At 60.2% G+C, this 24,836-nt stretch carries 22 protein-coding genes; 8 read left to right on the top strand and 14 right to left on the bottom strand.

Annotation, left to right across the window (positions count from 1 at the left end):
• Window positions 1–257: 257 nt before the first annotated feature.
• Genes pepN through GPL81_RS19440 form a run of 6 tightly spaced genes read right to left on the bottom strand, consistent with a single transcriptional unit; the run spans window position 258 to window position 6,792 of the window.
• Window positions 258–2,915, bottom strand: a complete 2,658-nt coding sequence (pepN, locus tag GPL81_RS19465) for an aminopeptidase N (protein ID WP_160108026.1) — start codon at window positions 2,913–2,915, stop codon at window positions 258–260.
• 10 nt (window positions 2,916–2,925) lie between these two features.
• Window positions 2,926–3,756 (bottom strand): DUF2797 domain-containing protein, encoded by an 831-nt coding sequence (locus GPL81_RS19460; protein ID WP_160108025.1) that lies wholly within the window; start codon window positions 3,754–3,756, stop codon window positions 2,926–2,928.
• The gene (locus tag GPL81_RS19455; RefSeq protein WP_019579318.1) at window positions 3,753–4,013 is read right to left on the bottom strand and encodes a YeaC family protein; all 261 of its coding nucleotides are present in this window, start codon (window positions 4,011–4,013) and stop codon (window positions 3,753–3,755) included. The genes GPL81_RS19460 and GPL81_RS19455 overlap by 4 nt, the downstream gene beginning before the upstream one ends.
• 34 nt (window positions 4,014–4,047) lie before the next feature.
• Complete coding sequence (locus GPL81_RS19450) at window positions 4,048–4,917, bottom strand: rhomboid family intramembrane serine protease (RefSeq protein ID WP_096511042.1); 870 nt, start codon at window positions 4,915–4,917, stop codon at window positions 4,048–4,050.
• 13 nt (window positions 4,918–4,930) lie between these two features.
• Window positions 4,931–5,905, bottom strand: coding sequence for a metallophosphoesterase (locus GPL81_RS19445; protein ID WP_425502589.1), 975 nt, complete (start codon window positions 5,903–5,905; stop codon window positions 4,931–4,933).
• Window positions 5,902–6,792: an NAD(+) kinase gene (locus tag GPL81_RS19440; protein WP_011333623.1), complete on the bottom strand. Its 891-nt coding sequence runs from the start codon at window positions 6,790–6,792 to the stop codon at window positions 5,902–5,904. The genes GPL81_RS19445 and GPL81_RS19440 overlap by 4 nt, the downstream gene beginning before the upstream one ends.
• Window positions 6,793–6,916: 124 nt before the next feature.
• Between GPL81_RS19440 and GPL81_RS19435 the strand changes: the two genes are divergently transcribed.
• Entirely contained in the window at window positions 6,917–7,867 is a 951-nt protein-coding gene (locus GPL81_RS19435) for a DUF1853 family protein (RefSeq protein ID WP_160108023.1), read from the top strand.
• 105 nt (window positions 7,868–7,972) lie between these two features.
• On the opposite strand, the gene GPL81_RS19430 is transcribed toward GPL81_RS19435, so the two are convergent.
• Window positions 7,973–9,256 carry an arsenic transporter gene (locus GPL81_RS19430; protein WP_096511037.1) on the bottom strand — a complete coding sequence of 428 codons (1,284 nt, stop codon included), beginning with the start codon at window positions 9,254–9,256 and terminating at the stop codon, window positions 7,973–7,975.
• A 68-nt stretch (window positions 9,257–9,324) separates the two neighbouring features.
• The gene (locus GPL81_RS19425) at window positions 9,325–10,428 is read right to left on the bottom strand and encodes a DUF2855 family protein (protein ID WP_160108022.1); all 1,104 of its coding nucleotides are present in this window, start codon (window positions 10,426–10,428) and stop codon (window positions 9,325–9,327) included.
• A 55-nt stretch (window positions 10,429–10,483) separates the two neighbouring features.
• On the opposite strand from GPL81_RS19425, the gene GPL81_RS19420 reads away from it, so the two are divergent.
• On the top strand, window positions 10,484–11,140 hold the full coding sequence (locus GPL81_RS19420; protein WP_160108021.1) for a TetR/AcrR family transcriptional regulator: 657 nt from the start codon (window positions 10,484–10,486) through the stop codon (window positions 11,138–11,140).
• Window positions 11,141–11,264: 124 nt separating this feature from the next.
• Here GPL81_RS19420 and GPL81_RS19415 read toward each other — a convergent pair whose 3' ends face one another.
• Window positions 11,265–11,825 (bottom strand): NADPH-dependent FMN reductase, encoded by a 561-nt coding sequence (locus GPL81_RS19415; RefSeq protein ID WP_160108020.1) that lies wholly within the window; start codon window positions 11,823–11,825, stop codon window positions 11,265–11,267.
• A gap of 182 nt (window positions 11,826–12,007) precedes the next feature.
• Here GPL81_RS19415 and GPL81_RS19410 point away from each other — a divergent pair, with 182 nt between their 5' ends.
• Together GPL81_RS19410 and GPL81_RS19405 are read left to right on the top strand one after the other, a co-directional pair.
• Window positions 12,008–12,232 carry a hypothetical protein gene (locus GPL81_RS19410; protein WP_096511030.1) on the top strand — a complete coding sequence of 75 codons (225 nt, stop codon included), beginning with the start codon at window positions 12,008–12,010 and terminating at the stop codon, window positions 12,230–12,232.
• Between the two features lie 88 nt (window positions 12,233–12,320).
• Window positions 12,321–13,214, top strand: a complete 894-nt coding sequence (locus GPL81_RS19405) for a LysR substrate-binding domain-containing protein (protein WP_160108019.1) — start codon at window positions 12,321–12,323, stop codon at window positions 13,212–13,214.
• Here the strand turns inward: GPL81_RS19405 and GPL81_RS19400 are convergent.
• The 5 genes from GPL81_RS19400 to GPL81_RS19380 all read right to left on the bottom strand — a co-directional run bounded on the left by GPL81_RS19400 (window position 13,180) and on the right by GPL81_RS19380 (window position 18,549).
• Window positions 13,180–13,794 carry a GNAT family N-acetyltransferase gene (locus tag GPL81_RS19400; RefSeq protein WP_160108018.1) on the bottom strand — a complete coding sequence of 205 codons (615 nt, stop codon included), beginning with the start codon at window positions 13,792–13,794 and terminating at the stop codon, window positions 13,180–13,182. The two genes, GPL81_RS19405 and GPL81_RS19400, sit on opposite strands and share 35 nt — an antisense overlap.
• A gap of 14 nt (window positions 13,795–13,808) precedes the next feature.
• Entirely contained in the window at window positions 13,809–16,064 is a 2,256-nt protein-coding gene (locus GPL81_RS19395) for an Orn/Lys/Arg family decarboxylase (RefSeq protein ID WP_160108017.1), read from the bottom strand.
• A gap of 215 nt (window positions 16,065–16,279) precedes the next feature.
• Window positions 16,280–17,038 (bottom strand): DNA polymerase III subunit epsilon, encoded by a 759-nt coding sequence (dnaQ, locus tag GPL81_RS19390; RefSeq protein WP_160108016.1) that lies wholly within the window; start codon window positions 17,036–17,038, stop codon window positions 16,280–16,282.
• 205 nt (window positions 17,039–17,243) lie between these two features.
• Window positions 17,244–17,696, bottom strand: coding sequence for a ribonuclease HI (gene rnhA / locus GPL81_RS19385; RefSeq protein ID WP_121101827.1), 453 nt, complete (start codon window positions 17,694–17,696; stop codon window positions 17,244–17,246).
• Window positions 17,697–17,790: 94 nt separating this feature from the next.
• Window positions 17,791–18,549: a class I SAM-dependent methyltransferase gene (locus GPL81_RS19380; protein WP_096511019.1), complete on the bottom strand. Its 759-nt coding sequence runs from the start codon at window positions 18,547–18,549 to the stop codon at window positions 17,791–17,793.
• Between the two features lie 65 nt (window positions 18,550–18,614).
• Between GPL81_RS19380 and gloB the strand changes: the two genes are divergently transcribed.
• The 4 genes from gloB (at window position 18,615) to GPL81_RS19360 (ending at window position 24,836) form a co-directional block, all read left to right on the top strand.
• Window positions 18,615–19,382, top strand: coding sequence for a hydroxyacylglutathione hydrolase (gene gloB, locus GPL81_RS19375; RefSeq protein WP_160108015.1), 768 nt, complete (start codon window positions 18,615–18,617; stop codon window positions 19,380–19,382).
• 99 nt (window positions 19,383–19,481) lie between these two features.
• On the top strand, window positions 19,482–20,930 hold the full coding sequence (locus tag GPL81_RS19370) for a LysM peptidoglycan-binding domain-containing protein (protein ID WP_160108014.1): 1,449 nt from the start codon (window positions 19,482–19,484) through the stop codon (window positions 20,928–20,930).
• A gap of 235 nt (window positions 20,931–21,165) precedes the next feature.
• Window positions 21,166–22,998, top strand: a complete 1,833-nt coding sequence (locus tag GPL81_RS19365; protein WP_160108013.1) for an extracellular solute-binding protein — start codon at window positions 21,166–21,168, stop codon at window positions 22,996–22,998.
• Complete coding sequence (locus GPL81_RS19360; protein WP_160108012.1) at window positions 22,995–24,836, top strand: extracellular solute-binding protein; 1,842 nt, start codon at window positions 22,995–22,997, stop codon at window positions 24,834–24,836. The genes GPL81_RS19365 and GPL81_RS19360 overlap by 4 nt, the downstream gene beginning before the upstream one ends.

The following is a 24,836-nucleotide window of genomic DNA, read 5'->3' as shown; positions in this document are numbered from 1 at the left end:
GGGGCAAGAGCCCTTGGTTACTTGGGGCTCTTCCAAGTGACTCGCCGTAAGGGCGAAACCGCCAGTGGCCGTTACCGCAGGAATGGATATGTACTCGGTCAACAACATTCAGGTCGGCTGTCAGGCCGCCATCGCTGGCAAGCCAGCTCCCACAGGGATTGGGTACATCCGCGGAGGCCGCCTTCGCTGCGATGCGGCGACCCGACAAGCCAGCTCCCACAGGGTTCGGGGGAACACCTGTGGGAACGCTCAGCCGATCAAGCCAGGCTTTTGCTGACCACCTCAAACACATCACTCGACAATTGCCCCGAAGCCCGAATCCGCTCCAGCTCCCCTTTCATCAACGCCTGACGCGCAGCGTCATACTTGCGCCACCGAGTCAAAGGCGCCAACTGGCGAGAAGCAATCTGCGGATTGAACCCGTTCAGCTCAATCACCAGATCCGCGAGGAAGCGATACCCGGAACCATCCGCCGCGTGGAAGTTGATCAGGTTCTGCCCGGCGAACGCACCGATCAGCGCGCGCACCTTGTTCGGGTTCTTGATGTTGAACGCCGGATGCTGCATCAACGCCCTGACCCGCTCCAGACCACCTGGCAATACGCTGCCGGCCTGGACGCTGAACCACTGATCCATGACCAGCGGGTTGTCGCTGAAGTGCGCGGCGAAACCGGACAGTGCCTTGGCTTTCTGTTCCTCGAATGGCGAATTGACCAAAACCGCCAGCGCAGTCAAGCGCTCGGTCATGTTGTCGCACGCATCGAACTGCTCCAGCGTTGCCGCCAGCACTTGCGGCTTGCCGCTGAGCATCAGGTACGACAACGCAATGTTCTGCAACGCACGACGAGCGAAATGTTCGGCTTCGGCCACATACGGGGTCTGCTTCGACAGGTCACGGTTGGCCTGATAACGCAGCCACAGCCCTTCGAACAACGCGTCAGCCAGTTGTTTACGGGCAAATTCGCGGGCGATGTGAATGGCCTCGACATCCGCCACTTCGCTGATTTCGGTCAGATAGGCTTCGCTCGGCAACGAAAGCATTTCGGCGACCATCGCCTGATCCAGCGACTCATCGGACAGCACAGTGCGCAAGGCCGACACCAGACGCTGATCGAGCACCAGCGCTTCGCCTTTCTGTTGCTGGGCGATCAGTTCCTGCAACACCTGCACCGACAATTGCTGACCGGCGTCCCAGCGATTGAATCCGTCGCTGTCGTGCTGCATCAGGAACATCAATTGGTCGCGGTTGTACGGGAAGCTGAGCTTCACCGGTGCCGAGAAGCCACGCAGCAACGATGGCAGCGGCTGTTCGGCGATGTCGACGAAGGTGAACGTCTGCTCGGCCTCGGTCACGGAAATGACTCGCGAAGTGCCTTGCGCGGCTGCTTCACCGGCAAGACGCAGAGGCATTTCAACACCCTTGCTGTCCAGCAGACCGAGGGCGACCGGAATCACGAACGGCAGTTTTTCAACTTTGTCTGGGGTTTGCGGGCAGCTCTGGCGGAACGTCAGGCTGTAGGTCTTCGCCGCCGCGTCGTAGGACTCGCTGACGGCGAGACGCGGCGTGCCGGCCTGGCTGTACCAGCGTTTGAATTGGGTCAGGTCGACACCGTTGGCGTCTTCCATGGCCTTGATGAAGTCATCGCAGGTCACGGCCTGGCCGTCATGGCGTTCGAAGTACAGGTCGCTGCCTTTGCGGAAGCCTTCGGCGCCGAGCAAGGTGTGGATCATGCCGACCACTTCCGAGCCCTTTTCGTACACGGTCAGGGTGTAGAAGTTGGAAATTTCGATGAAGCTGTCCGGGCGCACCGCGTGGGCCATGGGGCCGGCATCTTCGGCGAACTGGTGGGTGCGCAGGTAAGCCACGTCCTGGATGCGCTTGACCGTGGCCGAGTTCATGTCGGCGGAGAAATGCGAATCGCGGAATACGGTAAAGCCTTCCTTGAGCGACAACTGGAACCAGTCGCGGCAGGTCACGCGGTTGCCCGACCAGTTGTGGAAGTACTCGTGGGCCACGATCGCCTCGACCCGCTGGTGCGCAGCGTCGGTGGCGGTTTCGGCCTTGGCCAGCACGGCGCTGGAGTTGAAGATGTTGAGACCCTTGTTCTCCATTGCACCCATGTTGAAGTCGTTCACGGCGACGATCATGAAGATGTCCAGGTCGTATTCGCGACCATAGACCTCTTCATCCCAGCGCATGGATTTCTTCAGGCTGTTCATGGCGTGCTGGCACTTGTCGATGTTTTCCGGTTCGACGTAGATGCGCAGCGCCACGACGCGATCGGTCATGGTGGTGAAGGTGTCTTCGACGCACCACAAGTCACCGGCCACCAACGCGAACAGGTACGCAGGCTTCTTGAACGGGTCTTCCCAGGTCGCCCAGTGCCGGCCATCTTCGCCAGGTCCTGAGGCGATCGGGTTGCCGTTGGACAGCAGCACCGGATAGCTGTGCTGCTCGGCGACCACGGTGGTGGTGAAGGTGCTCATCACGTCCGGACGGTCGAGGTAATAGGTGATCTTGCGGAAGCCTTCGGCCTCGCACTGGGTGCAGAACATGGTGCCGGACTTGTACAGGCCTTCCAGCGCGGTGTTGGTTTCCGGGTGGATGCGTACGCTGGTGTCGACCGTAAAGGCGGTGCTGGTCGGGTGCAACGTCAGGTGATTCTCGGTCAGCTGATAGTCGGCAGCCGTCAGTTCGCGGTCGGCCAGGGTCACCGACAACAAGTCGAGTTGCTGACCGTCCAGCACCAGCGGCGGCAAGCCCGGGCCACGCTCGGGGTTGCGGCGCATCACCAGTTGCGCATGGACCAGGCTGTGGTCCTCGTACAACTCGAAGGTCAGGTGAGTTTCGTCGATCAGGTACTCAGGCGCCTGATAGTCCTTGAGGTAGATCATCTTCGGTTGTTCGGTGCGCATGCTGGAGTCCTTACTGATGCACGGCGAGCTGGTAGGCCGTGTATTTACGAATGTTGATCACGCCGGTATCGAAGATCAGGTACTGGCCCTTGACCCCCATCAACGTGCCTTCGGCAATGGGCTGTTTGTCCAGGTTGAAGCTGACGATCTTGGCCGGGTACTGCTCGACCGGGTAGCGGATCTCCAGCGGTTCGACATCGCTGACAGGTTGAATCGCCTGCAGGCCAAATCGATCCTGCAACGCGAGCAGACCTTCGGCGCAACTGTCGAACAGTTGATCGCGAACCCCGGCCAGGTCCACAGAAACCGCATCGCCCTTGAGCAACGCACGCCAGTTGGTCTTGTCGGCCACCTGGCTGCGGAACAGGTCCTCGACGAACCCCGATTGCTGGCGGGTCGCGACGCGCATGATCGGCAACGCCTGGCTGGCGCCCTGATCGATCCAACGGGTCGGCAACTGGGTGGCGCGAGTGATCCCGACCTTGACCCCGGATGAATTCGACAGGTAGACGATGTGATCGGTCATGCAGAACTTCTCGCCCCACTCCGGCTCCCGGCAGGTGCCGGCGTCGAAATGGCAGCGTTCCGGGCTCATGATGCAGACATCGCACTGGGCCAGCTTGGTCATGCACGGGTAGCAGTAACCCTGGCTGAAACTGGTTTTGGTCTTGCGTCCGCAATGGATGCAGTGGATCGCCCCCAGGAATTCCAGGCGCACCGTGGTGCCGATCAACGGATTGACCGGTACCTCGACGTCGCCTAGACGAAATGCGTACTGCACGTTCGGCCCGTCCAGGCGCGCCGACATTTTACTGATTGCACCGCGGCCAATCTCGATCAATGGATGGCATCCGACTTGAACAGGATATTCGGCACTTCGATCGACTTCGACGCACATTCCTGCGGGCCCATGTAGCCAGTACGCTCTTCCTCGGGCAGGTTCTGGATTTCCCAGGCGATCATCGCTTGCAGCGACAGTTCGCGTTGCTCGGCGGTGAGCTTGCCACCGTCGGACCATTTACCGATTTCCACCGCCAGTTTCAGGCTCTGGTAGATGTCCGGGGTGATGTTCTTGATCATTTCGTTAAAAGAGGACATTGGGTCTCCGCGTTCTCTATTTACATAAACTGTTTCAGACGGCCAGTTTACGGCGGTTGTACAAACCACCCAACAAACCGGTCAAGCATCCGACGAGCAGCCCGCTGACATGGGCCGCGTTGGCAATTTCACCGAAGCCGATCATCGAGACCAGCCCGGACAGGCACAGCAGCAGCCAGACCAGCATCATCACCAGCACCCCACGGGGCAGGCGATAAGCGGCGTTCGGCGACAGCAGCTGGAAGATCCAGCAGTGCCCGAGCAGGCCGTACAGCACCCCGGACAAGCCGCCAAACAGGCTCGGGCCACTGAAAAGGTATTGGGTGTAGTTGGACACCAGGCTGAACAGCAAGGTCAGGCCGACCAGGTTGATGCTGCCCTGGCGCGATTCGATGCGCCGTCCCAGCTCCCAGTACCACATGCCGTTCATGGCCAGGTGCAGGATGCCGAAGTGGATCAGCATCGGCGAGACCAGACGCCACCACTGCCCCGCCGCCAGGCTGTCGGCCAATGGCGTGAAATGGATGTACTCGCCGACAACGCGAAAATCGAGGAAGGTGAACCAGCGCATGGTGTTGAAGTTGTCGCCCAACATCGTCAGCGCGCCCACCAGCAGACTCAGCAGCAACACCAGCGCGGTGGCCTTGGCGTAGCGGACCTGCTCGACGAAACCCGGACGGCGAACGGTTTGCGCCACCGGAATGTCCAGCTGCTGATCAGGGTCGCCCGCCGGAAAACGCTCATACAAGGCGCGCACGTCCTCGCTGATGTTGTCCGGCACCCACAACACCTGCTCGCCTGCCTCTTCACTGACCCGATGCGGTACCTGCATGCGTTGCAGCAATTTGACGAAGCCGCTCAGGTCCACCGCCAGCGGCAGCCGTAATACCGCTACAGCACTCATTGCAACATCCCTCTCATTGCAAAACCTCTGGCCGCTCGACATTGACCCAGACGAATTTATGCGGATCGAGCCGCGTTTCCTGATCCAGGCGATAGGCCACCAGTTTGCCGTAGAGCACGGCGCTGTAATCGAGGCAGGCCAGGTTCGGACGAATCGGCGCCGGTTTACCGCTGCGCCAGTAGTGGCCAACGAACAGCAACGGTTCGTCGATGCCATAACGCAGCAAGGTATTTTTCTCGGTAGACGAAAGCGGCGTGCGGGCCACTGGATCGGGCAAGGCGTCGGGCTGGAACACGATGTCTCCGTAGGTTTGCGGGTCGTCTTCCCAGAATTTGGTACGGAAAAACGAACGCGTCAGGCCATCGCCGCTGGTCATGGTCAGCCCATGGGGCAGGCGCATGTCGGTGCCGCGCAACAGGCGGTCGAACACGGTGCACGCGAAACTGCCGGGCACGGCGGAGGCCTGGAGGAAATGCTCATCGACGCAACCGTCGGGGAATAGAGCCCGCAACGGTTCGATCAGGCCCCCATCCCAGCAGGCATGCACCACCCGGAAACGCCCGGCATCGACGAACAAGGGCATCTCATAGAACCATTGCTGGAAGTCATGCCAGTCGGCCGGATGGCCTTCGAACTGAGTCAGGGTTTCACCCAGCAAGCGGGCGTGGCGCGGGGTGTGTTCGCGGACGAACTGCTTGCCGCTGCCCGCCGGGGCCGGCGTGCTCCAGCCCAGCGCATTGAACTCATGATTGCCCATGATGCACAGTGCCTGACCGGCCTCGACCATGTCGTGGACGATGTGCAGTGCCTCGCGAATCCGCGGGCCGCGGTCGATGATGTCGCCAACGAACACCGCCATGCGCGAGGCATGGCGCCAGACGCCGCCTTGTTTGTGATAACCGAGCCGGTCGAGCAAGTGCTCAAGGGTCAGAGCGCAACCGTGCACGTCACCGATCAGGTCGTAGCTACGCGCGGGATCGAGCATCAGTCGCCTCCACCACCCAACTTGCTGCCCCAGCCGAGCTTGGTCCGGCAGACTTCGTAGTAGTTGTGGTCGAGCGGATGGATCAGCCGCAGCTTCTGGGCTTTCTTGCTGACGGTGATGGTGTCGCCGGGCGCGCAGGTAAAATGGTTCTGCCCGTCACACGAGACTTGCGGGTAAATCTGCATATCCTTGGACACGACGATTTTCAGCTCACTGTTGCCGTCGACCACAATCGGTCTACCTGACAAGGTATGGGGGTACATCGGCACAATTACAATGGCGTCGAGCTTGGGGTGCATGATCGGGCCACCCGCCGACAGCGCATAGGCGGTCGATCCGGTGGGCGTGGCGACGATCAGGCCGTCGGCCTTCTGGCTGCAGACGAACTGACCGTCGATGTACAGCTCGAACTCGATCATCCGCGTGGATTTGCCGGGGTGCAGCACTACGTCGTTCAGCGCATCGCCCTGGCCGATGGCCTCGGCATGGCGGCGGACTTCGGCCTGCAGCAGGAAGCGGTTTTCCACCAGATAGTGGCCGTCGAGCACCTCGGCGACCTTGATTTCCAGTTCATCGGGACGGATATCGGTGAGGAAACCCAGGCTGCCACGGTTGATGCCAAGCACCGGGATATTGTGCTTGGCCAACGCCCGGGCGGCGCCGAGCAGGCTGCCATCACCGCCGACCACAATCACCATGTCACACACTTCGCCGAGCATCTTGCGCGACGAGGTTTGCAGGCCGTGGCCCGGCAGGACTTCAGCGATGGTGTCTTCGAGGATCACGTGCAGGTGACGATCGAGCAGAAACCGTTTCAGTCGGCGGACGGTATCCAGCACCTGCGAACTGCCCAGGCGACCGATGATGCCGATATTACGAAATTGCTCCATGGGGCTCCTATTGGGACGCGGGGGGCCTGCAACGGCGAAAAACACGATTATGGGCGAAAGCCGGGAATAGACAAAATCCTTTCAGCGACAAGGATGTACTCCTGTTTGAGGCTATGCTCGCAAGATGATCCTATTTCCAGATTTGCTGCAGTTACCCCACCAGTTGCGCCATCCCGAAGTGCGCGACCTGGCATGGGTCATCCTCGCGCCGCCGATGCTCGCCGACACGCCGTGGCCGCAACGCCATCCGCTGGCAGGCAGCGACTGGGTGCAGGCACCGGATCGTCTGGAGCACTGGCTGCGACGGCTGGATCAGGACAGCTACGGACTGCTGCACTGGCTGTCCCAGGCCCGCACCCGGCGCCTGGGCCTGTATTACGAGCGTTTGTGGCAATTTGCCGTCGAACACGCGCCCGGTATCGAGTTGATCGCCGCCAACATGCCGATTCGCCGTGAAGGCCATACCCTGGGCGAACTGGACTTGCTGCTGCGTGATCGCGACGGCGTTCATCACCTGGAACTGGCCATCAAGCTTTACCTCGGTCCGCAGAACGGTAATGGACAGGAAACGGCGCAATGGCTCGGTCCCGGTTGCCATGATCGGCTGGACCGCAAACTGGCGCACCTGAGCCAGCACCAACTGCCGATTTCCGCGCGCCCCGAAAGCCGCGAAGTCCTGGCGGCGCTGGATATCCACCAATTCAGCGCGCATTTGTGGCTGGGCGGCTATTTGCTCTATCCATGGCCGGGGCAAGCGGCGCCCCCGGGCGGCGCGCATCCCCAGCACTTGCGCGGTCGCTGGTTGCATCAAAAGGATTGGGCTGAATTTGTCGCGCAGAGTCCGCCCGGTCGCTGGCAGCCCCTACCACGCCATGCGTGGCTGGCACCGGCGCACTACCCTGCCGAGCAGACCTGGAGCCGCGGGCAGTTGAATGCCTGGTTGAGTGAATTGTCACCCGTGGCACCGGCGCAATTGCTGGTGCGGTTGACGGAAAATGCCAATGGTGATTGGGAAGAAGCCGAGCGGGTGTTTCTGGTGGCGGATCTTTGGCCGAATGTGCCCGGTCAGGGTTGAGCTTTTGTGGTGACTGGTCTGGCCTCATCGCGGGCAAGCCTTGCTCCCACAGGGATCGGCGTAACCTGTGGGAGCAAGGCTTGCCCGCGATGAGGCCAACTCGGTCTACAGCGATAAACGCACAGCCAAAGCCGCCAACGTCACCAACAACACCGGCACCGTCAACACAATCCCGACTTTGAAGTAATACCCCCAGCCGATCCGGATACTCTTGCGCTCCAGCACATGCAGCCACAGCAGCGTCGCCAGGCTGCCAATCGGGGTAATTTTCGGCCCCAGGTCGCTGCCGATGACGTTGGCGTAGATCATCGCCTCCTTCACCACGCCCGTCGCCTGACTGGCATCGATGGATAACAAACCGATCAACACCGTCGGCAGATTGTTCATGATCGACGACAACAACGCTGTCAGCACCCCGGTGCCCATCGCCGCGCCCCACACGCCGTACCCGGCGAAACCGTCGAGCCATCCCGCCAGATACCCGGTGAGCCCGGCGTTACGCAGGCCATAGACCACCAGGTACATGCCCAGCGAGAAAATCACGATCTGCCACGGGGCTTCTTTCATCACTTTGCGCGTGGAAATCCTGTGCCCACGCGCAGCGACGGCCAACAACAGGGCGGCGCACACCGCCGAGATCGCACTGATCGGAATGCCCAGCGGTTCCAGCGCGAAACAACCGAGCAACAGAATCACCAACACCGCCCAACCGGCATAAAACGTGGCTTTGTCGTGGATGGCGGACGCCGGATGCTCCAGTTGCTCGGGGTCATAGTCTGCGGGGATGTCGCGACGGAAAAACCACATCAGCATCGCCAGGGTCGCGGCAACGCTCACCAGGTTGACCGGGACCATCACCGCCGCATAGCGGTTGAAACCGATGCCGAAGAAGTCCGCGGAAACAATATTCACCAGGTTCGACACCACCAGCGGCAGGCTCGCGGTGTCGGCGATGAAACCCGCCCCCATGACGAACGCCAGGGTTGCCGCTGGAGAGAAACGCAAGGCCAGGAGCATGGAAATCACGATGGGCGTGAGAATCAGCGCTGCGCCGTCGTTGGCGAACAACGCCGAAACCAGTGCCCCGAGCAGCACCATATAAGCGAATAACTTGCGCCCGCTGCCCCGCCCCCAACGGGCCACATGCAACGCTGCCCAGGCGAATAGCCCGGCCTCATCCAGCAACAGGCTGATAATGATCAGCGCGACAAAGGTGCCGGTGGCATTCCAGATGATCTGCCACACCAGCGGAATGTCAGCCAGGTGCACCACACCGCAAATCAGCGCCAGCACCGCGCCGAATACCGCACTCCAACCAACACCGAGGCCTTTGGGCTGCCAGATCACCAACGTGATGGTCAACAGGAAAATCAGTGAAGCTACAAGCATCCAGGGCAGCCTTCAGGCAATTGAATCGAGTGAATGGCTGGCCGCCCCTTGGCCTCGGCATCGACCGGTCATAACCGGATCACATGCCCCTCCAATGGCGCGATCTGGCCGTGAAACAGACGGGAAATAACGGCTTGCGCCGCTTCAAAGCCCCGGCTTTCTATCACTTCGAGCAAGGGTTTTTCAACCGCCGTCACCTTCCGGAAAAAATCCAGCAAACCTTCGCCGATATGTTGGCTGACCCCTTCCGGCCCCCAATCGGCATTGCGTTTGCGAATTTGCACCGGCGCGAAAAAAAACACCGGCTCTGGCCCCTCGATAGCCGTCAGCCGGGCTTCGTGGGTACTTTGTGCAGATCCTGCGAAACAGCTGTAGATCAACTGCCCGGCAAAATGCTGGTGCACCCGGTCACGCAGATCCAAGTCGCCGGAAAAGTCCACGTAGAGTGTCGGACGATCATTGGCCAGACCAGCCAGTTCTTCATAGGGCACCGTACGTTCGTAACAATCGAGGTTTTCGACAAAGGCTTTGTTGCCTGCTGAAGTCAGGGCCACCCTTTCCAGAGCAGGATGATTGTCCAGGCAAATGGCGGTGCCATAGGCGGTTTTACTCGAAGCGCTGGAGAACACCAGGCGCGTCGCACCGAAGAACTGCTTGTCCTGCAGGAAATCGGCGAGCATCGATGAGGTCAGGAACAATGGCTTGAGCAAAATCTGCAGGTTTTCGGTGTCGGGGCTGTAGTAGGTGTCCCAACTGCAACGGGTGTACTGGTTGTAGGCCGACGTCAGGCCGATTCGATGCTCGGCACCGTCATAGAAGCCCCGTTCGGTGACGCGTTCGGGACGCATCCACAGATGGCTGGCAATCGGAAAATACCCGTAGAAACGCTCGCCAACCTTGATACCCGGCACATCCGAGGCCACCACATCGGCAAATCCCCAGGCAGGAATGTGGCCCCAATCCGCCAGCCCGGTAGGAAAGAATCCCCAATAGTTCATCGAATTACCGTAGGCGGCGTAGGTGATATTGTTGGTCGTCAGGGCGCAACGATCAATCTTCACAATCACCTCTCCAGCCGCCGGAACCAGGCTGCGCTGTTGCTGCTCGACGCGACTTTGGTCAAGGGCGTTTTTACGGGTAATCAGCCGTGTTACCGTGCTCGAACTTTGCATTTTTCAGTCTCCTGCTGCGACAGTGTGGCGGGTAGCAACAGAGTAGCGACAGCCGATGAAGAGCGGGTTCGGAAACAGCAAGGGCCAACCTCCCACCCTCAATCCCCGGGCAAAACCGTTGAAACGGCCGAGTCAGGCCCGAGCGATTTTCACCGTCGAAGCGATTTACCAGGCGTTTGTTCGGATTTGGCAACGAGACGGCTGGCCGGGACTGACCACGCGGGAGGTGGCACTGGAAGCAGGCGTTGCAATCGGCACGCTGTACGACTATTTCCCGAGCAAGGAAGCCTTGCTTTCCGGTTATATCCGATATCGTCTGGATACTTTGTTACAGGACATCGATAAGGATGTCGTACAAGCCAACGATCTGGACTGGCCGACCCGTATCAAACGTCTCGTGCGCGTGACCTGCGACCCCGACGATACCCGCCAGCCTCTGTTTAATCATGGGGTTTCGCTCATCGAACACCTGATCGCCGAGCCCAAGCATCATCGAAGAGTGTTCGACGAACTGACGCAGAAATGGCGCGAAGCCTTTGCCGCTTGTAGCGACCTGCCTGTGCAACCCTCCCCCGCCACCATCGATGCCTGGTTGATCATGGCGTGGGGTGGCCGACGTTATTGCGTGACGGCACAGCCGGAGGCGGCGCAAACCACCGCCTGGCTGGCAGAAATGGACAGGATGATCTGTAGCCGCCTTCTGGACCCATAACCCTGTAGGAGCAGCCGGTCGACGCTCGATTGCTCGCGATGGTCGTAAACGATTACGCATATTTTCTGGTTAAACGCGTTGCTCTCAGGTTCTTCGCGAGCGAGCTCGCTCCTACAAGGGGTTGTCAGGTTTTCTTGTGCTGTTCGACCCACTTCGCGTAGGAATCGATGAATTTTTGCAGAAACGGTCTGGCAGTCTCGGATAGATGACCCGCCTCATCAAACGCAGAACCGGCACCGCCCAGGTAAGATTCCGGTTGTTGCATCATCGGTACATCGAGAAACACCATGGACTGGCGCAAGTGATGGTTTGCACCAAATCCGCCAATCGCCCCCGGCGAAGCACTGAATACCGCCCCCGGCTTACCGCTCCAGATACTTTTGCCGTACGGCCGCGAGCCCACATCGATGGCGTTCTTCATCGGGGCCGGCACCGAGCGGTTGTATTCCGGGGTGACGAACAGCACCGCGTCGGATGAACTCACTTGTTGTCGGAAAGTCCTGTAGGCTGCCGGCGGTGAATCAGCATCAATGTCTTCGTTGTAGAGCGGCAGATCGCCGATTTCGACAATGTTCAGCTTGAGGTTCGCCGGCGCCAGTTCCGCCAGCGCGAGGGCAACCTTGCGGTTGATCGAGGCTTTGCGCAGGCTGCCGACCACTACGGCGACGTTATAGACATTGCTCATGGAAGATTCTCGATAGTCCGTGGGAGGAGCCTGTAGTTATAGATGATCAGGCGACGGATCAACCAGTGAACACAGGTATATCCGCGTCCTGATTATTTTTTTTACGTAGGAAAACTTACCGTGCTCGGTGGCGGTCTACAAAGCCGCAAATCAAGCGTTTTATCTCCAGAGGTTCTAAGCAGATGGCAGCAGTACTCGTCGGTCAGTTCCATGCAAGAGACGCGGAAGGCCGCATTTATTCCGTACATGAGTTCCAGGATTCCACCCCGTCGGCTGACGGCACGTGTGTCACCACGTACAAACTGGCGATTGGCGACCGCGTGAACAAGCTCGACGACAATGAATTTCAGTTGGTACAAACCGGCGTAATGCTGACCCGCGAACCGGAATCGATCGTCGCTTCATAACCCGGCGTTATGAGCAGAAGTCATATGCGCGGACTTGGGTTAGGATTCAGTCACTGACTCCTTCACCTGCTGAACATGGACTTCACGCATGCGTTTACGCCATATCGAAGTGATCCAGGCGCTCCTGCAGACCGGTCACCTGGGCACCGCCGCCGAATGGCTGCAGTTGCCGGTGACCGAAGTCGAACGCATTTTGCGCGAAGCCGAGGATCAGTTGGGTTTCATGCTGTTCTCCAGCGTGCGCGGGCGCTTGCAGGCCACCCGCGAAGCGCGGGAGTTGCAGGTGGAAATTGCCCATGTCTACGACGCGCTCGAACCGGTGCAGCGCCTGGCCAACAGTCTTCGACAATACCAGGCTGCGCCTTTACGCATCATTTGCACCCCGCCTCTGGCCCAGCAACTGTTGCCGCAAAGCATCGCGGCCCTGCGCCGGCGTTTGCCCGACGTCCCCTGCACCCTCCTGAGCCAACCCACCCGTGACATCGTCAGAAGCCTGTTGCTGCGCGAAAGCGACCTGGGCCTGAGCCTGCATGATCCGGATCGCGCCGAGATTCATTGCCAGGTGATCGCCCAGGGCAAGCTGCAACTACTGGCCCCCCATGGCTGGTTGCAACCGAAACAGAAGTACATTTCGCTGCAGGATCTGGCCGGCCAGGCGATGGTCGGCCTTGAGGGTCATGATCCACTGAGCCCGGCCCTGGAGCACAAACTGCACGCCCTGCGCCCGGCGCCGGTGATTCAGACCCGGGTCCAGACGCATCAGATGATGCGCAGCATGGTCGAAGCCGGGGAAGGCCTGGCCATCGTCGATCCCTTCACGGCCCTCGGCGCCAAATCCGCCGGACTCGACGCCTGCCCACTGGCACCCGCGGTACCGGTCAACGTCTACGCCCTGACCCTGAAGAACGGCGAGCCCTCGCCCGCCGTCCAGACCCTGTTGGGTATCGTCACGGAACAAGCCGTGGCGATGCTTGGGAGCTGATAGGATTTTCCAGCGGGTTGTCGAACACGCGATACCAGAACAACGCCACCTCGGCAGTATTGGGGTCGATGCCCCGGTAACGCAGGTGATCGATACCACCAATCACGTAGCCGCAACGCTCATACAAGCGACACGCGCCGAGGTTATTGTTCTGGGTTTCCAGCATGATGCCCGGCAGCTTCTTCTTGCGACTCCAGAAATTCGCCACATCCAGCAACGCCTTGGCCACGCCGTGGCGGCGCGCCGGGGCATGCACCGCCAGCTCATCGATATGGGCGAAACCGTTCCAGTTGGTGCTGATCACCAGGTGTCCCACCGGCTCGTCATCCAGGAAGGCCATGAAGATTGCGCTGTCGGCGGCGTCGCGAAAACTGCTGAACTCCTCGGGATCGATGCCATAGCACTTACGGTAGGGCGTGATGGGCGTCAACCGCCACTGTTCCACCGGCCGGCCTATTTCGGGCGCACCGTAGGCAGCCACTTCAAAACTGAAATCACTGCCCCAGATGTAGGCGGCAAAGCCTTCGTCGGCAACGCGCACCGACAACCCCGGGTGATTTGGATTAATGACAGGTTGCATACTCGGATAGGTCCTCATTCCTTGATGCAATCGACGGTGTAGTGCCGTCCATTGCCCTCATCTTCGTGTTGCAAGCCGTGCACATCGGCGACGAACCCCGGAAAACTGCTGTCGAACGTGCGAGCAAACGCGAGGTAGTCGATGATCGAGCGGGTCGCCTCGGTAAAGCGTTCGCCGGGCATGATCAGCGGAATCCCCGGCGGGTACGGCACCAGCATCACGGCAGCGATACGCCCATCCAGGGCGTCGATCGACACCGCCTCGACTTCGCCACGCACCAATTGATCATAGGCGTCTGCCGGTTTCATGGCGATCTCCGGCAGCACGGTGTACATGCGCTTGAGATGTTTGGCCGTGGCATTGCTGCGATAACAAGCGTGCAACTGATCGCACAGATCACGCAGGCCCATGCCCTGATAGCGTGCGAGATTCTCCTGCGCCACGCAGGGGAGGCACGTCGACAGGCTGACGTTGGCATCGTAACTGCGCTTGAACTCCAGCAGTTCGGTGAGCAGCGTGCTCCATTTGCCCTTAGTGATGCCCATGGAGAACAACACCAGGAACGAATACAAGCCCGTTTTTTCCACCACCAGGCCACGTTCCCAGAGGAACTTGCTGACAACCGCCGCGGGAATTCCGCGCTCGCTGAGGGCGCCGCCTGCGGTCAGGCCAGGCATCACCAGAGTGACCTTGATCGGATCGAGCAACACGTAATCGTCGGTCACATCGCCAAAGCCGTGCCAGTCGTCCTTCGGTTGCAGCAGCCAGTCCTCTGTCACCACACGGTCGATACCTTCCACCGACGGCGGCTGCCAGATGGAAAACCACCAGTCATCGGCTGCGATGTGCTGGCGCAGATTGGCCAGCGCCCGACGAAAACTCAGGGCTTCGTCGAACATTTCCTGCAACAGTGAACGCCCGGCCCCGCCTTCCATCATCGCCGAAGCGACGTCCAGCGAGGCGATGATGCCGTACTGCGGCGACGTGGAGATGTGCATCATGAACGCTTCGTTGAAGCGATCACGGTCCAGCTGCCGCATGCCACCGTCCTGTACGTGGATCATCGATGCCTGACTGAATGCAGCCAACAGCTTATGGGTGGAATGGGTGGTGAATACCAGCGGGCTGTCGTCACTGCGTGAGGTGCCCATGCCGTAGCGCCCGGCGAAAAACTCATGGAACGCCGCGTAAGCGTACCAGGCCTCATCGAAGTGCAGCACTTCGACACTGGTGCCCAGTTGCTGCTTGATCAGCTCGGCGTTGTAGCAAAGACCGTCATACGTCGAATTGGTGACCACCGCCAGTTTGACCTTGGGCGTCCGGCCCCTGGTCAGCGGGCTGGCGTCGATCTTGGCGCGAATCGATTCCGGGCTGAACTCGCTCAGCGGAATCGGGCCGATGATTCCCAGCTCATTGCGCTCAGGGCACAGGTACAGCGGGATGGCGCCGGTCATGATGATCGAGTGCAGCACTGACTTGTGGCAGTTGCGGTCCACCAGCACCAGGTCATCGCGGGCGACCATGGAGTGCCAGACAATCTTGTTGGCGGTCGAGGTGCCATTGATCACGAAAAAGGTGTGATCGGCGCCGAAGTTGCGCGCTGCGCGAGCCTCGGCCTCGGCCAGCGGTCCGGTATGATCCAGCAGCGAACCGAGTTCCGGCACCGAGACCGACAAATCCGAACGCAGGGTGTTTTCACCGAAGAACTGGTGAAACGCCTGCCCCACAGGACTTTTGTGATACGCCACGCCCCCGCCATGACCGGGGGTGTGCCACGAATAGTTGGAATCAGCGGTGTGTTGCACCAGCGCCTTGAAGAACGGCGGCAGCAACCCGTCCAGGTACTTGCGCGCAGCCCGCGCCACCTGCCTTGCGAGAAAAGGTACGGTGTCTTCGAACAGGTAGAGAATCCCGCGCAACTGATTGAGTTCGGCCATGGCGTCGGCGGGCGCGTTTTCCAGGGTCACTTGTTCGCCCAGGGCGAAGATCGGCAAGTCTGGCGCACGCACTCGCGCCAACCCGATCAGCTCGGCCATATTCTGTAATAAATGAGAATGGGCGCTGGCGTCTTCCGCCGCGATCAACATGCACGAAAGACCGTGATGCGTCGACGCGACCAGGCGCCCCTCGGTGTAATTCACCGCGCAGACGATGCTGAAACCTTCCTGCTCCAGCTCTTGGGCGATACCCCGCACGCGATCACCGGCGACGGTATCGGCCTTGATGTCGCGATGGACGATCAGGACCGGGAATTTCAGATCTTTATACATGTGGCTCAGTGTCCCGAGGCGGCAGACCAGAGCCTGCCAATCACCTCAGGGTAGAGGGTTGAAGCGGATGTGGCGAGCGCAACGCCCCAAAGCGGGTCAGTTGTCGCACCCATTTGTGGCCACTGACCGCTCTCTGTGGGAGCAAGGCTTGCCCGCGATGGCGATTTCACAGACGCCATCGCGAGCAAGCTATGCTCCCACAAATGCGTGGTACGTCAGGCCTGTGCTTCAGCCTCGGCCAATTGCAACCACAGCGCCGGTCCACCCGCGGATTTGCTGATGATTTCCAGGCGCGCCGCGTGTCGGGCCAGATCGTCTTCACTGGCGCGAATGATGCGGGTTGGCGCGCGGTCAGCCGGCAGCCGACGAATTTCAGTGGCCGAATTGTCCGCGCCTTCACCGGAGCCATTGCCATCGGACGCATTGCCGGCCAGAGACAGGCTGGTCTGGCCGCCGGTCATGGTCAGGTAAACGTCGGCGAGGATCTCCGAGTCGAGCAAGGCGCCGTGCAGTTCACGGCCTGAGTTGTCGACGCCATAGCGCTTGCACAGGGCATCAAGGCTGTTGCGCTGCCCCGGGTGACGTTCCCGGGCCATCATCAGGGTGTCGAGGATCGAACAGTGTTGCGTGATGTCCGCACGATCGTGCTGGCCCATCAGGGCGAATTCGTTGTTGATGAAGCCAACGTCGAACGCCGCGTTGTGGATGATCAGCTGCGCGCCCTTGATGAACTCGAAGAATTCTTCGGCCACCTCGGCGAAACGCGGCTTGCCCACCAGGAATTCGTTGGTGATGCCGTGGACGCCGATGGCGCCTTCGTCACTTTCGCGGTCCGGTTGCAGGTAAACGTGAAAATGCCGGCCCGTCAGGCGCCGACCGATCAACTCGACACAACCGATTTCGATAATCCGGTGGCCGTCGGTCACCGGCATGCCGGTGGTTTCGGTATCGAGTACAACGGATCTGGTGGCCATCAGTGCTCAGCTCTCAACGGGTCATTCTTGCAAAAGCGGCGATGTTAACACGCTCGCCAGGGTCTTTCAGATACACCGTGTCGCCCCAATCGCGAGCAGGCTCGCTCCCACACTGGATTGGAGGCATACACAGGATCCGCGGGCGACGAAGATCAAATGTGGGAGCGAGCCTGCTCGCGATTGGCCGCGCCACGATGCATCGGAGTCAAGCCTGCTTGAACCCGCGCACTTCATCCACGCCACGATTGGCCAGTTGGTCGGCCCGTTCGTTGCCGTGGTGGCCGATGTGCCCGCGTACCCACTTCCAGGTGACGTTGTGACGGTTGACCTGTTCGTCGAGCATCTTCCACAGGTCAGCGTTTTTCACCGGTTCTTTCGCCGCGGTTTTCCAACCGCGTTTTTTCCAGTTGGCCATCCACTCGTTGATGCCTTTCATCACGTACTGGGAGTCGGTCACCAGCAGCACGTCGCAGGGGCGCTTGAGCTCTTCCAGGCCGCGGATCGCGCCCATCAGCTCCATGCGATTGTTGGTGGTGTTGGCTTCGCCGCCCCAGAGTTCCTTTTCAACGCCCTTGCACACCAGCAACGCGCCCCAGCCACCAGGGCCAGGATTGCCTTTGCAGGCGCCATCGGTGAACAGTTCTACGCTATCGTTCATGCCAATCTATCCAGAAAATGCGGTGGCTCGCCGATCGGTGATCGACGACGCCCGAGACCGGGGAAAATCCCGGCCGGAAATATTAAAGTGGGTATTACGGTTCGATGCGGCGGCGGTTGACCTTGGCCATCGGCAAGGGAATCAATTTGCCCATTGGTTCGCGGCGTTCCTGACGGACCGGCCGCAAGCCCACCACGATCTTGCGCGCGACCAATAAATAGAAGCCGCCTCCGGACAATTGCCAGTCACCGGCCTTGCGCTCCCAACCGGCCAGACGCGTCTGCCAGGCGGGCGAAGCAAGCGGCGGACGATAGCACCCGAAGCGGCGTTTCTCCAGCGCGAAACCCAGCAGATTCAGCCAGTCGGCCACCCGCGATGGAGAAATGCAGCGGGCCTTGCGCAACGCATCCTGAGCAAACACATGACGCAAACCCCAACTGCTCCAGGGGTTGATCCCGATGATCACCAGATGCCCGCCGGGCCGCACACTGCTCGCGGCTTCGCGCAGCAAGCCGTGGGGTGACAGGCAGAAATCCAGGCCGTGCTGCAACACCACCACATCGGCGGCGTGCTCGCTCAGCGGCCAGGCCTGCTCCTCGCAGACGATCTCGACTCCCGGCAGCGGTGCCCCCAGGCGCACATTGCGCTGCACCTGCGGCGCCGAGGGCGGTGTCTGGGCCGAAGGACCGTAATGCACCAGATAGCCGCCGAAAAAGCGCCCCAGCTCTTCTTCGAGCATGCGCCGTTCTTCATCCAGCAAGAATTGCCCGAGAGGTCCGGACAACCACTCACGGGCCGCGCTGATCAATGCCAGCCAGTCAGGATCGGCCTGAGCGAACGCTTTATCGGTCATTGCATTCTCCAACGCGCCAGGAAGTTCTAAGATGCGCCATTGTTTTCCGCTTGGCGAATCCGACGATGATACAGATCAGTGCCCTGCCCGCCTTTACCGACAACTACATCTGGTTGTTACAAGACCCCAGTACCCGGCGCTGCGCGGTGGTCGACCCGGGCGATGCCGCGCCCGTACAGGCCTGGCTCACGGCAAATCCAGGCTGGGTACTCAGCGATATTCTGATCACTCACCATCACCATGACCACGTCGGCGGCGTCGAACAGTTGAAGAAAGCGACGGACGCGAACGTCTACGGTCCTGCCAGCGAGAGCATCCCGGGGCGAGACATCGCGCTCAAGGATAACGATCGCATCCATGTGCTGGGCCATGACTTCGAGATCATCGCCGTGCCGGGTCATACCCTGGGACATATTGCCTATTATCGCCCCGGCCTGCTGTTCTGTGGCGATACCCTGTTCGCGGCCGGTTGCGGGCGCCTGTTCGAAGGCACGCCCCAACAAATGTACAGCTCGTTGTCACGCCTTGCCGCGCTTCCCGAAGATACGCAGGTGTACTGCACCCATGAGTACACCCTGAGCAACCTGCGCTTCGCCGCCGCCGTGGAACCGGGCAACCCGGACACCCTCGTACGCTTGGCCACCGTCACCCGGCAACGGGAAGCCGGAATCATCACGCTGCCGTCCACGGTGGGCCTGGAAAAACGCACAAATCCATTTTTGCGTGCGGCTGAAACATCCGTTAAAGAAAAAGCGGACGAACGGACCGGCACCGATAACTCTGCGCCCGATATGGTTTTTGCGACGCTGAGGGCTTGGAAAGACAAGTTCTAAACAGCTTGCACGATGGTACGAAAACCATGAATGGTTGACCGTTAGGGGTGCGCTTTCTAGAATCGCCCGACATTTTTGCCCGGAACTTACTTCCAGCCAATGTCGTCCTCTATTCGTAAAGCCATCAATTCGGATGCTTTGACCCGCCTGGCGCAAGCCATAGCGGTGGCTGTGTCCGCGACATTGGCGGGCTGTTCCAGCCATGTGCCGCAGACCGATGCGGCGCACACTCCGAATATTGCCGCGCGCGCCAAGCAGAAGCCGATCTGGCTCAGCGAAAAGCCGAGCCCGCAGATTCCGCAGGATGTCTGGGAGCGCATGCGCCAGGGCTTCCAGCTGCAGGACGGTCTGGGTGTCAACCCGCGCATCGAGCAACAGCGCCTGTGGTTCGCCAGCAATCCGTCCTTTCTCGAAAACGCCGGCGAACGCGGCAGCCTCTACATTCATTACATCGTCGAACGCCTTGAAGAACGCAACATGCCGCTGGAACTGGCGCTGCTGCCGGTGATTGAAAGCGCCTACAACCCGATGGCCTATTCCCGGGCCGATGCGGTTGGCTTGTGGCAGTTCATCCCGTCCACCGGGCGTTACTTCAACCTGCGTCAGACCCGTTTCTATGATGGCCGTCGCGACATCACCGCTTCGACCACTGCCGCAATGGACTACCTGACCCGCCTGCACGACATGTTCAACGGCGACTGGCTGTTGGCCCTGGCGGCTTACAACGCCGGTGAAGGTACGGTCAGCCGGGCCATTGAGCGTAATGAAAGGCTGGGCTTGCCGACCGATTACTGGAACCTGCCCCTGCCTGCCGAAACCCAGGCCTATGTGCCGAAGTTGCTCGCACTGTCGCAAGTGGTACTGGCGCCGGAAGCCTATGGCGTCAACCTCAACCCGATCGCCAACGAACCGTATTTCAAGGTCGTCGAGATCAACCAGCGCATGGACCTGTCCAAGGTGGCTGCGGTGGCCAACATCGACGAAGACGAACTGTTCCAGCTGAACCCGGCCTTCAAGCAGCGCACCACCATCGACGGTCCCCAGCATTTGTTGGTTCCGACGTCCAAGGCGCAGCTGCTGACCACCAGCCTGCAAACCATGCGTCCGGAAGAGTTGATCAGCAAGAAATCGCTCAAGCCGGTCTTCGACGGCGCCGACGACACCCGGGTGGCGAGTGTCAAACGCAACTACCGGGTCAAGCGTGGCGACAGCCTCGGGTCCATCGCCAAGGCCAACGACGTCGACGTCAAGGACTTGCAACGCTGGAACAAGCTGAGCGGCAAAAATCTCAAGCCTGGCCAGACCCTGGTCATGCAGGACACCAGCAAACGTAGCGCCGGGCGCATCAATACCGTGGTCGCGGCCAACGCCAAAACCAAGGGCGAGTCGAAAAAGCCGCAGTCCCAATACAAGGTTCAGCAAGGTGACTCGTTGTACATCGTAGCCAAGCGCTTCAACGTAGAAATGCAGCACCTCAAGCGCTGGAACCCGCGGGTTGGCCAGGCGCTGAAACCAGGTCAGATGCTCACGGTATCGAATCCGCACTAAAAAGAGCCCCTGATTTTCAGGGGCTTTTTTTGTCCGGGAGACTTGCCTCCCCCTTGTAGGAGCTGGCTTGCCAGCGAAGCACTCACGAGCGACGCGGTTAACCCATCAACACGCGTATTCGTTAACGACCATCGCTGGCAAGCCAGCTCCTACAAATTCCCCGTCTTTTTCCTGTCCATACAAGCTGTTACTGTACGGGCCACAAAGCCCAAGCCGCCTGGATCGGATTCATTACTTGAAGCCTGCCCTCCTCTCGCTCCTGATCAGCCTGGCCTTGAGCTCCACCGCAAGTGCGACGATCAGCGAAAGCCATGGTTATGCGCAGTTCGGCACGCTCAAGTACCCGGCCAGATTTACCCACTTCGACTGGGTCAACCCGCAAGCGCCCAAGGGCGGTACGTTGCGGGTGATGGCGTTTGGCACGTTCGATACGCTCAACCCCTACACTTTCAAGGGCACCAGCCCGGTTACCACGCCGAACTTCCTGCAATACGGTATCAACGAGCTCAATGAACCGCTGATGGTCGGCACCGGTCAGTACGCGCCGTCCGGGGATGAGCCGACCTCCAGTTATGGCTTGATCGCCCAATCGGTGGAATACAGCGAGGACCGTAGCTGGGTGGTGTTCAACCTGCGTCCCGAAGCACGCTTCCACGATGGCGTCCCGATCACCGCCTACGACGTGGCGTTCTCCTATCGCTTGCTGCTCAAGGAAGGCCATCCACAGTACCGCACCAACTTGCAGGAGGTGTTGCGGGTCGACATCCTCAATCCGCAGCGCATTCGTTTCGTGTTCAAGCGTGCCGGCAATCCATTGCTGATCCTGCGCCTGGGCGAGTTGCCGGTGCTGCCGCAGCATTACTGGAAAGGTCGTGATTTCAAGGCGACCACCTTTGAGCCGCCGCTGGGCAGCGGGCCGTACCGCATTACTTCGGTCACGCCAGGGCGGCAGATCGTGTTCGAACGGGTCAAGGATTACTGGGGCAAAGACCTGCCGGTCAATCGCGGCAAGTACAATTTCGACCGCATGGAAGTTGAGTTTTACCGCGACAGCGATGTGGCGTTCGAAGCCTTCAAGGCCGGCGAGTTCGACATCTATATCGAGCATCAGGCGAAGAACTGGGACAACGGCTACAACTTCCCGGCGATACGCCGTGGCGACGTGATCAAGGCGCAGATCCAGCATCAGATCCCGACTCAGACCCAGGGGCTGTTCATGAACAGCCGACGCGCCACGTTTTCCGACACCAAAGTCCGTGAAGCGCTGGGATTGATGTTCGACTTCGAGTGGACCAACCGCACGCTGTTCAGCGGGGCCTACAAGCGCGCGCTGAGTTACTACCCCAACAGTGAATTCTCGGCCACCGGTTTGCCGGTCGGCCATGAATGGCTGTTGCTCAAGCCCTGGCACGAGCAGTTGCCCGCCAGATTATTCACGCAGCCATTCAACCTGCCGCAGACCCAGGGCCGCGGCATTCCCCGGGACACCCTGCGCAAGGCCCTGGGCCTGCTGGCCGAAGCCGGCTGGAAACTCAACGGCCAGCGCTTGCAGAACGGCGCCGGGCAACCGTTGCGCGTGGAAATCCTGCTGGTCAACCCGAATCTGGAACGCATCCTCCAGCCCTACGTCGAGAACCTCGCCAGCATCGGCATCGATGCCAGCCTGCGTACGGTCGACCGCGCCCAATACAAGCAGCGCCTCGACCAGTTCGATTTCGACATGATTTTGATGACGCTGAATCAAACCCTCAGCCCTGGCCTGGAACAATGGCAGTACTTCCATTCCAGCCAGGCCGCGGTCAAAGGCAGCAAGAACTACGCCGGCATCGCCAGTCCGGTAGTCGATCAACTGCTCGACCAATTGCTGGCGGCCAAGACCCGCGATGATCAAGTCGCCGCCGGCAAGGCGCTCGACCGGGTGCTGTTATGGCAGCACTACATCATTCCCAACTGGTACCTCAATTATCACCGCCTGGCCTACCGTAACCGGTTCGCCTTCGTCACCACGCCGCCCTACACCCTGGGCCTGAGTGCATGGTGGTTGAAATCTTCGGAGAAAGATCGATGAAACCCGCAAGCGCCCTGCTCCTGCAGGCCAGCGCCCTGTTATTTGCCGGGCTGGCCTGTGCCGCCCCGCAACATGCCCTGACCCTGTACAACGAGCCGCCGAAGTACCCGGCCGACTTCAAGCACTTCGATTACGTCAACCCGGACGCGCCCAAGGGCGGCACCTTCCGCCAGGCCGGTTTCGGTGGCTTCGACAGCCTCAACCCGTTCATCAGCAAGGGCGTATCGGCCAATGATATCGAGCTGATCTACGACACCCTGGCCAGACAGAGCCTGGATGAGCCCTTCACCGAATATGGCCTGATCGCCGGCAAGATCGAAAAATCCCCGAACAATGATTGGGTACGCTTCTACCTGCGGCCCGAAGCCCGCTTCCATGACGGCCAACCAGTGCGTGCCGAAGACGTGGTGTTCAGCTTCCAGACCCTGATCAAGGATGGCGCGCCGATGTACCGCGGCTACTACAACGACGTCGAAGACGTCGTCGCCGAAGACCCGCTCACGGTGCTGTTCAAGTTCAAGCACAGCAACAATCGCGAACTGCCGCTGATCCTTGGCCAGTTGCCGGTGTTGCCCAAACACTGGTGGGTCACCCGGGATTTCAACAAAGGCAATCTGGAAGTTCCGCTGGGCAGCGGTCCGTACAAGGTCACCCAGGTGAAGGCCGGGCGCTCGGTGCGCTATGAGCGGGTCAAGGACTACTGGGGCAAGGACCTGCCGGTCAACCGTGGTTTCTACAATTTCGATGTGATGACCACCGATTACTACCGCGACAACACCGTGGCACTGGAAGGCCTCAAGGCCGGGCAGTTCGATTACTGGCTGGAGATGACCGCGAAGAACTGGGCCAACGCCTACAACATCCCGGCGGTGACCGAAGGGCGCTTGATCAAGGAACAGATTCCCAACGGCAACCCCACCGGCATGCAAGGCTTCGTGTTCAACCTGCGCCGCCCGCTGTTCCAGGACGTGCGCGTGCGCCAGGCCCTGACCCTGCTGCTGGACTTCGAATGGACCAACAAGCAGCTGTTCAACGGCGCCTACGCGCGCACCCGCAGTTATTTCGAGAATTCGGAAATGGCCGCCACCGGCCTGCCGGACGCGGATCAACTGGCGATCCTCGACCCGTTCCGCGGCAAGATTCCCGAGCAAGTATTCAGCGAAGCGTTCCAGAACCCGGTCACCGATGGCAGCGGCATGATCCGCACCCAGCAACGCAAGGCCTATCAATTACTGCAAGAGGCTGGCTGGCGCATCGTCGATGACAAGATGGTCGACACGACCGGCAAACCGGTGAGCATCGAATTTTTGTTGGCGCAGACCGAATTCGAACGGGTGCTGCTACCGTTCAAGCGTAACCTGAGCGACCTGGGCATCGAGCTGGTGATCCGCCGGGTCGACGTCTCGCAGTACGTCAACCGTGTGCGCTCGCGGGACTTCGACATGGTGGTCGGCAGCTTCCCGCAGTCCAACTCGCCGGGCAACGAACAGCGTGAGTTCTGGATGACCGCGGCCGCCGACAAGCCCGGCAGCCGTAATACCATGGGTCTCAAGGACCCGGTGGTCGACCAGTTGGTCGAGCAGCTGATCAATGCCGACTCGCGCAATAGTCTGGTGGCCCACGCCCGCGCATTGGACCGGGTGCTGCAATGGGGCTATTACGTGATTCCCAACTGGCACATCAAGACCTGGCGCGTGGCCTACTGGAACCACATCGGCCACCCGAAGGTCTCCCCCAAATATGACATCGGCACGGCCACCTGGTGGGTCAAGCCCGATGCCAAGCCGGCCATAGAGGTCGAAACCAAATTGCAAGCCGACCCTGCGGGCACGGAGTAA

Origin of the sequence: Pseudomonas izuensis, assembly GCF_009861505.1 — a bacterium.
Taxonomy (GTDB): Bacteria; Pseudomonadota; Gammaproteobacteria; order Pseudomonadales; family Pseudomonadaceae; genus Aquipseudomonas; species Aquipseudomonas izuensis.
The sequence above is the reverse complement of the archived record's forward strand: the minus strand, read 5'-3'. Positions and strand labels throughout refer to the sequence as shown.

Coding starts and splice junctions, on each gene's coding strand:
- GPL81_RS19360 (WP_160108012.1), top strand. CDS start 22,995: ATGAAACCCGCAAGCGCCCTGCTCCTGCAGGCCAGCGCCCTGTTATTT.
- GPL81_RS19425 (WP_160108022.1), bottom strand. CDS start 10,428: ATGCAAAGTTCGAGCACGGTAACACGGCTGATTACCCGTAAAAACGCC.
- GPL81_RS19415 (WP_160108020.1), bottom strand. CDS start 11,825: ATGAGCAATGTCTATAACGTCGCCGTAGTGGTCGGCAGCCTGCGCAAA.
- GPL81_RS19430 (WP_096511037.1), bottom strand. CDS start 9,256: ATGCTTGTAGCTTCACTGATTTTCCTGTTGACCATCACGTTGGTGATC.
- GPL81_RS19410 (WP_096511030.1), top strand. CDS start 12,008: ATGGCAGCAGTACTCGTCGGTCAGTTCCATGCAAGAGACGCGGAAGGC.
- rnhA (WP_121101827.1), bottom strand. CDS start 17,696: ATGAACGATAGCGTAGAACTGTTCACCGATGGCGCCTGCAAAGGCAAT.
- GPL81_RS19400 (WP_160108018.1), bottom strand. CDS start 13,794: ATGCAACCTGTCATTAATCCAAATCACCCGGGGTTGTCGGTGCGCGTT.
- GPL81_RS19440 (WP_011333623.1), bottom strand. CDS start 6,792: ATGGAGCAATTTCGTAATATCGGCATCATCGGTCGCCTGGGCAGTTCG.
- gloB (WP_160108015.1), top strand. CDS start 18,615: ATGATACAGATCAGTGCCCTGCCCGCCTTTACCGACAACTACATCTGG.
- GPL81_RS19455 (WP_019579318.1), bottom strand. CDS start 4,013: ATGTCCTCTTTTAACGAAATGATCAAGAACATCACCCCGGACATCTAC.
- GPL81_RS19380 (WP_096511019.1), bottom strand. CDS start 18,549: ATGACCGATAAAGCGTTCGCTCAGGCCGATCCTGACTGGCTGGCATTG.
- GPL81_RS19435 (WP_160108023.1), top strand. CDS start 6,917: ATGATCCTATTTCCAGATTTGCTGCAGTTACCCCACCAGTTGCGCCAT.
- dnaQ (WP_160108016.1), bottom strand. CDS start 17,038: ATGGCCACCAGATCCGTTGTACTCGATACCGAAACCACCGGCATGCCG.
- GPL81_RS19420 (WP_160108021.1), top strand. CDS start 10,484: ATGAAGAGCGGGTTCGGAAACAGCAAGGGCCAACCTCCCACCCTCAAT.
- pepN (WP_160108026.1), bottom strand. CDS start 2,915: ATGCGCACCGAACAACCGAAGATGATCTACCTCAAGGACTATCAGGCG.
- GPL81_RS19405 (WP_160108019.1), top strand. CDS start 12,321: ATGCGTTTACGCCATATCGAAGTGATCCAGGCGCTCCTGCAGACCGGT.
- GPL81_RS19450 (WP_096511042.1), bottom strand. CDS start 4,917: ATGAGTGCTGTAGCGGTATTACGGCTGCCGCTGGCGGTGGACCTGAGC.
- GPL81_RS19370 (WP_160108014.1), top strand. CDS start 19,482: ATGTCGTCCTCTATTCGTAAAGCCATCAATTCGGATGCTTTGACCCGC.
- GPL81_RS19395 (WP_160108017.1), bottom strand. CDS start 16,064: ATGTATAAAGATCTGAAATTCCCGGTCCTGATCGTCCATCGCGACATC.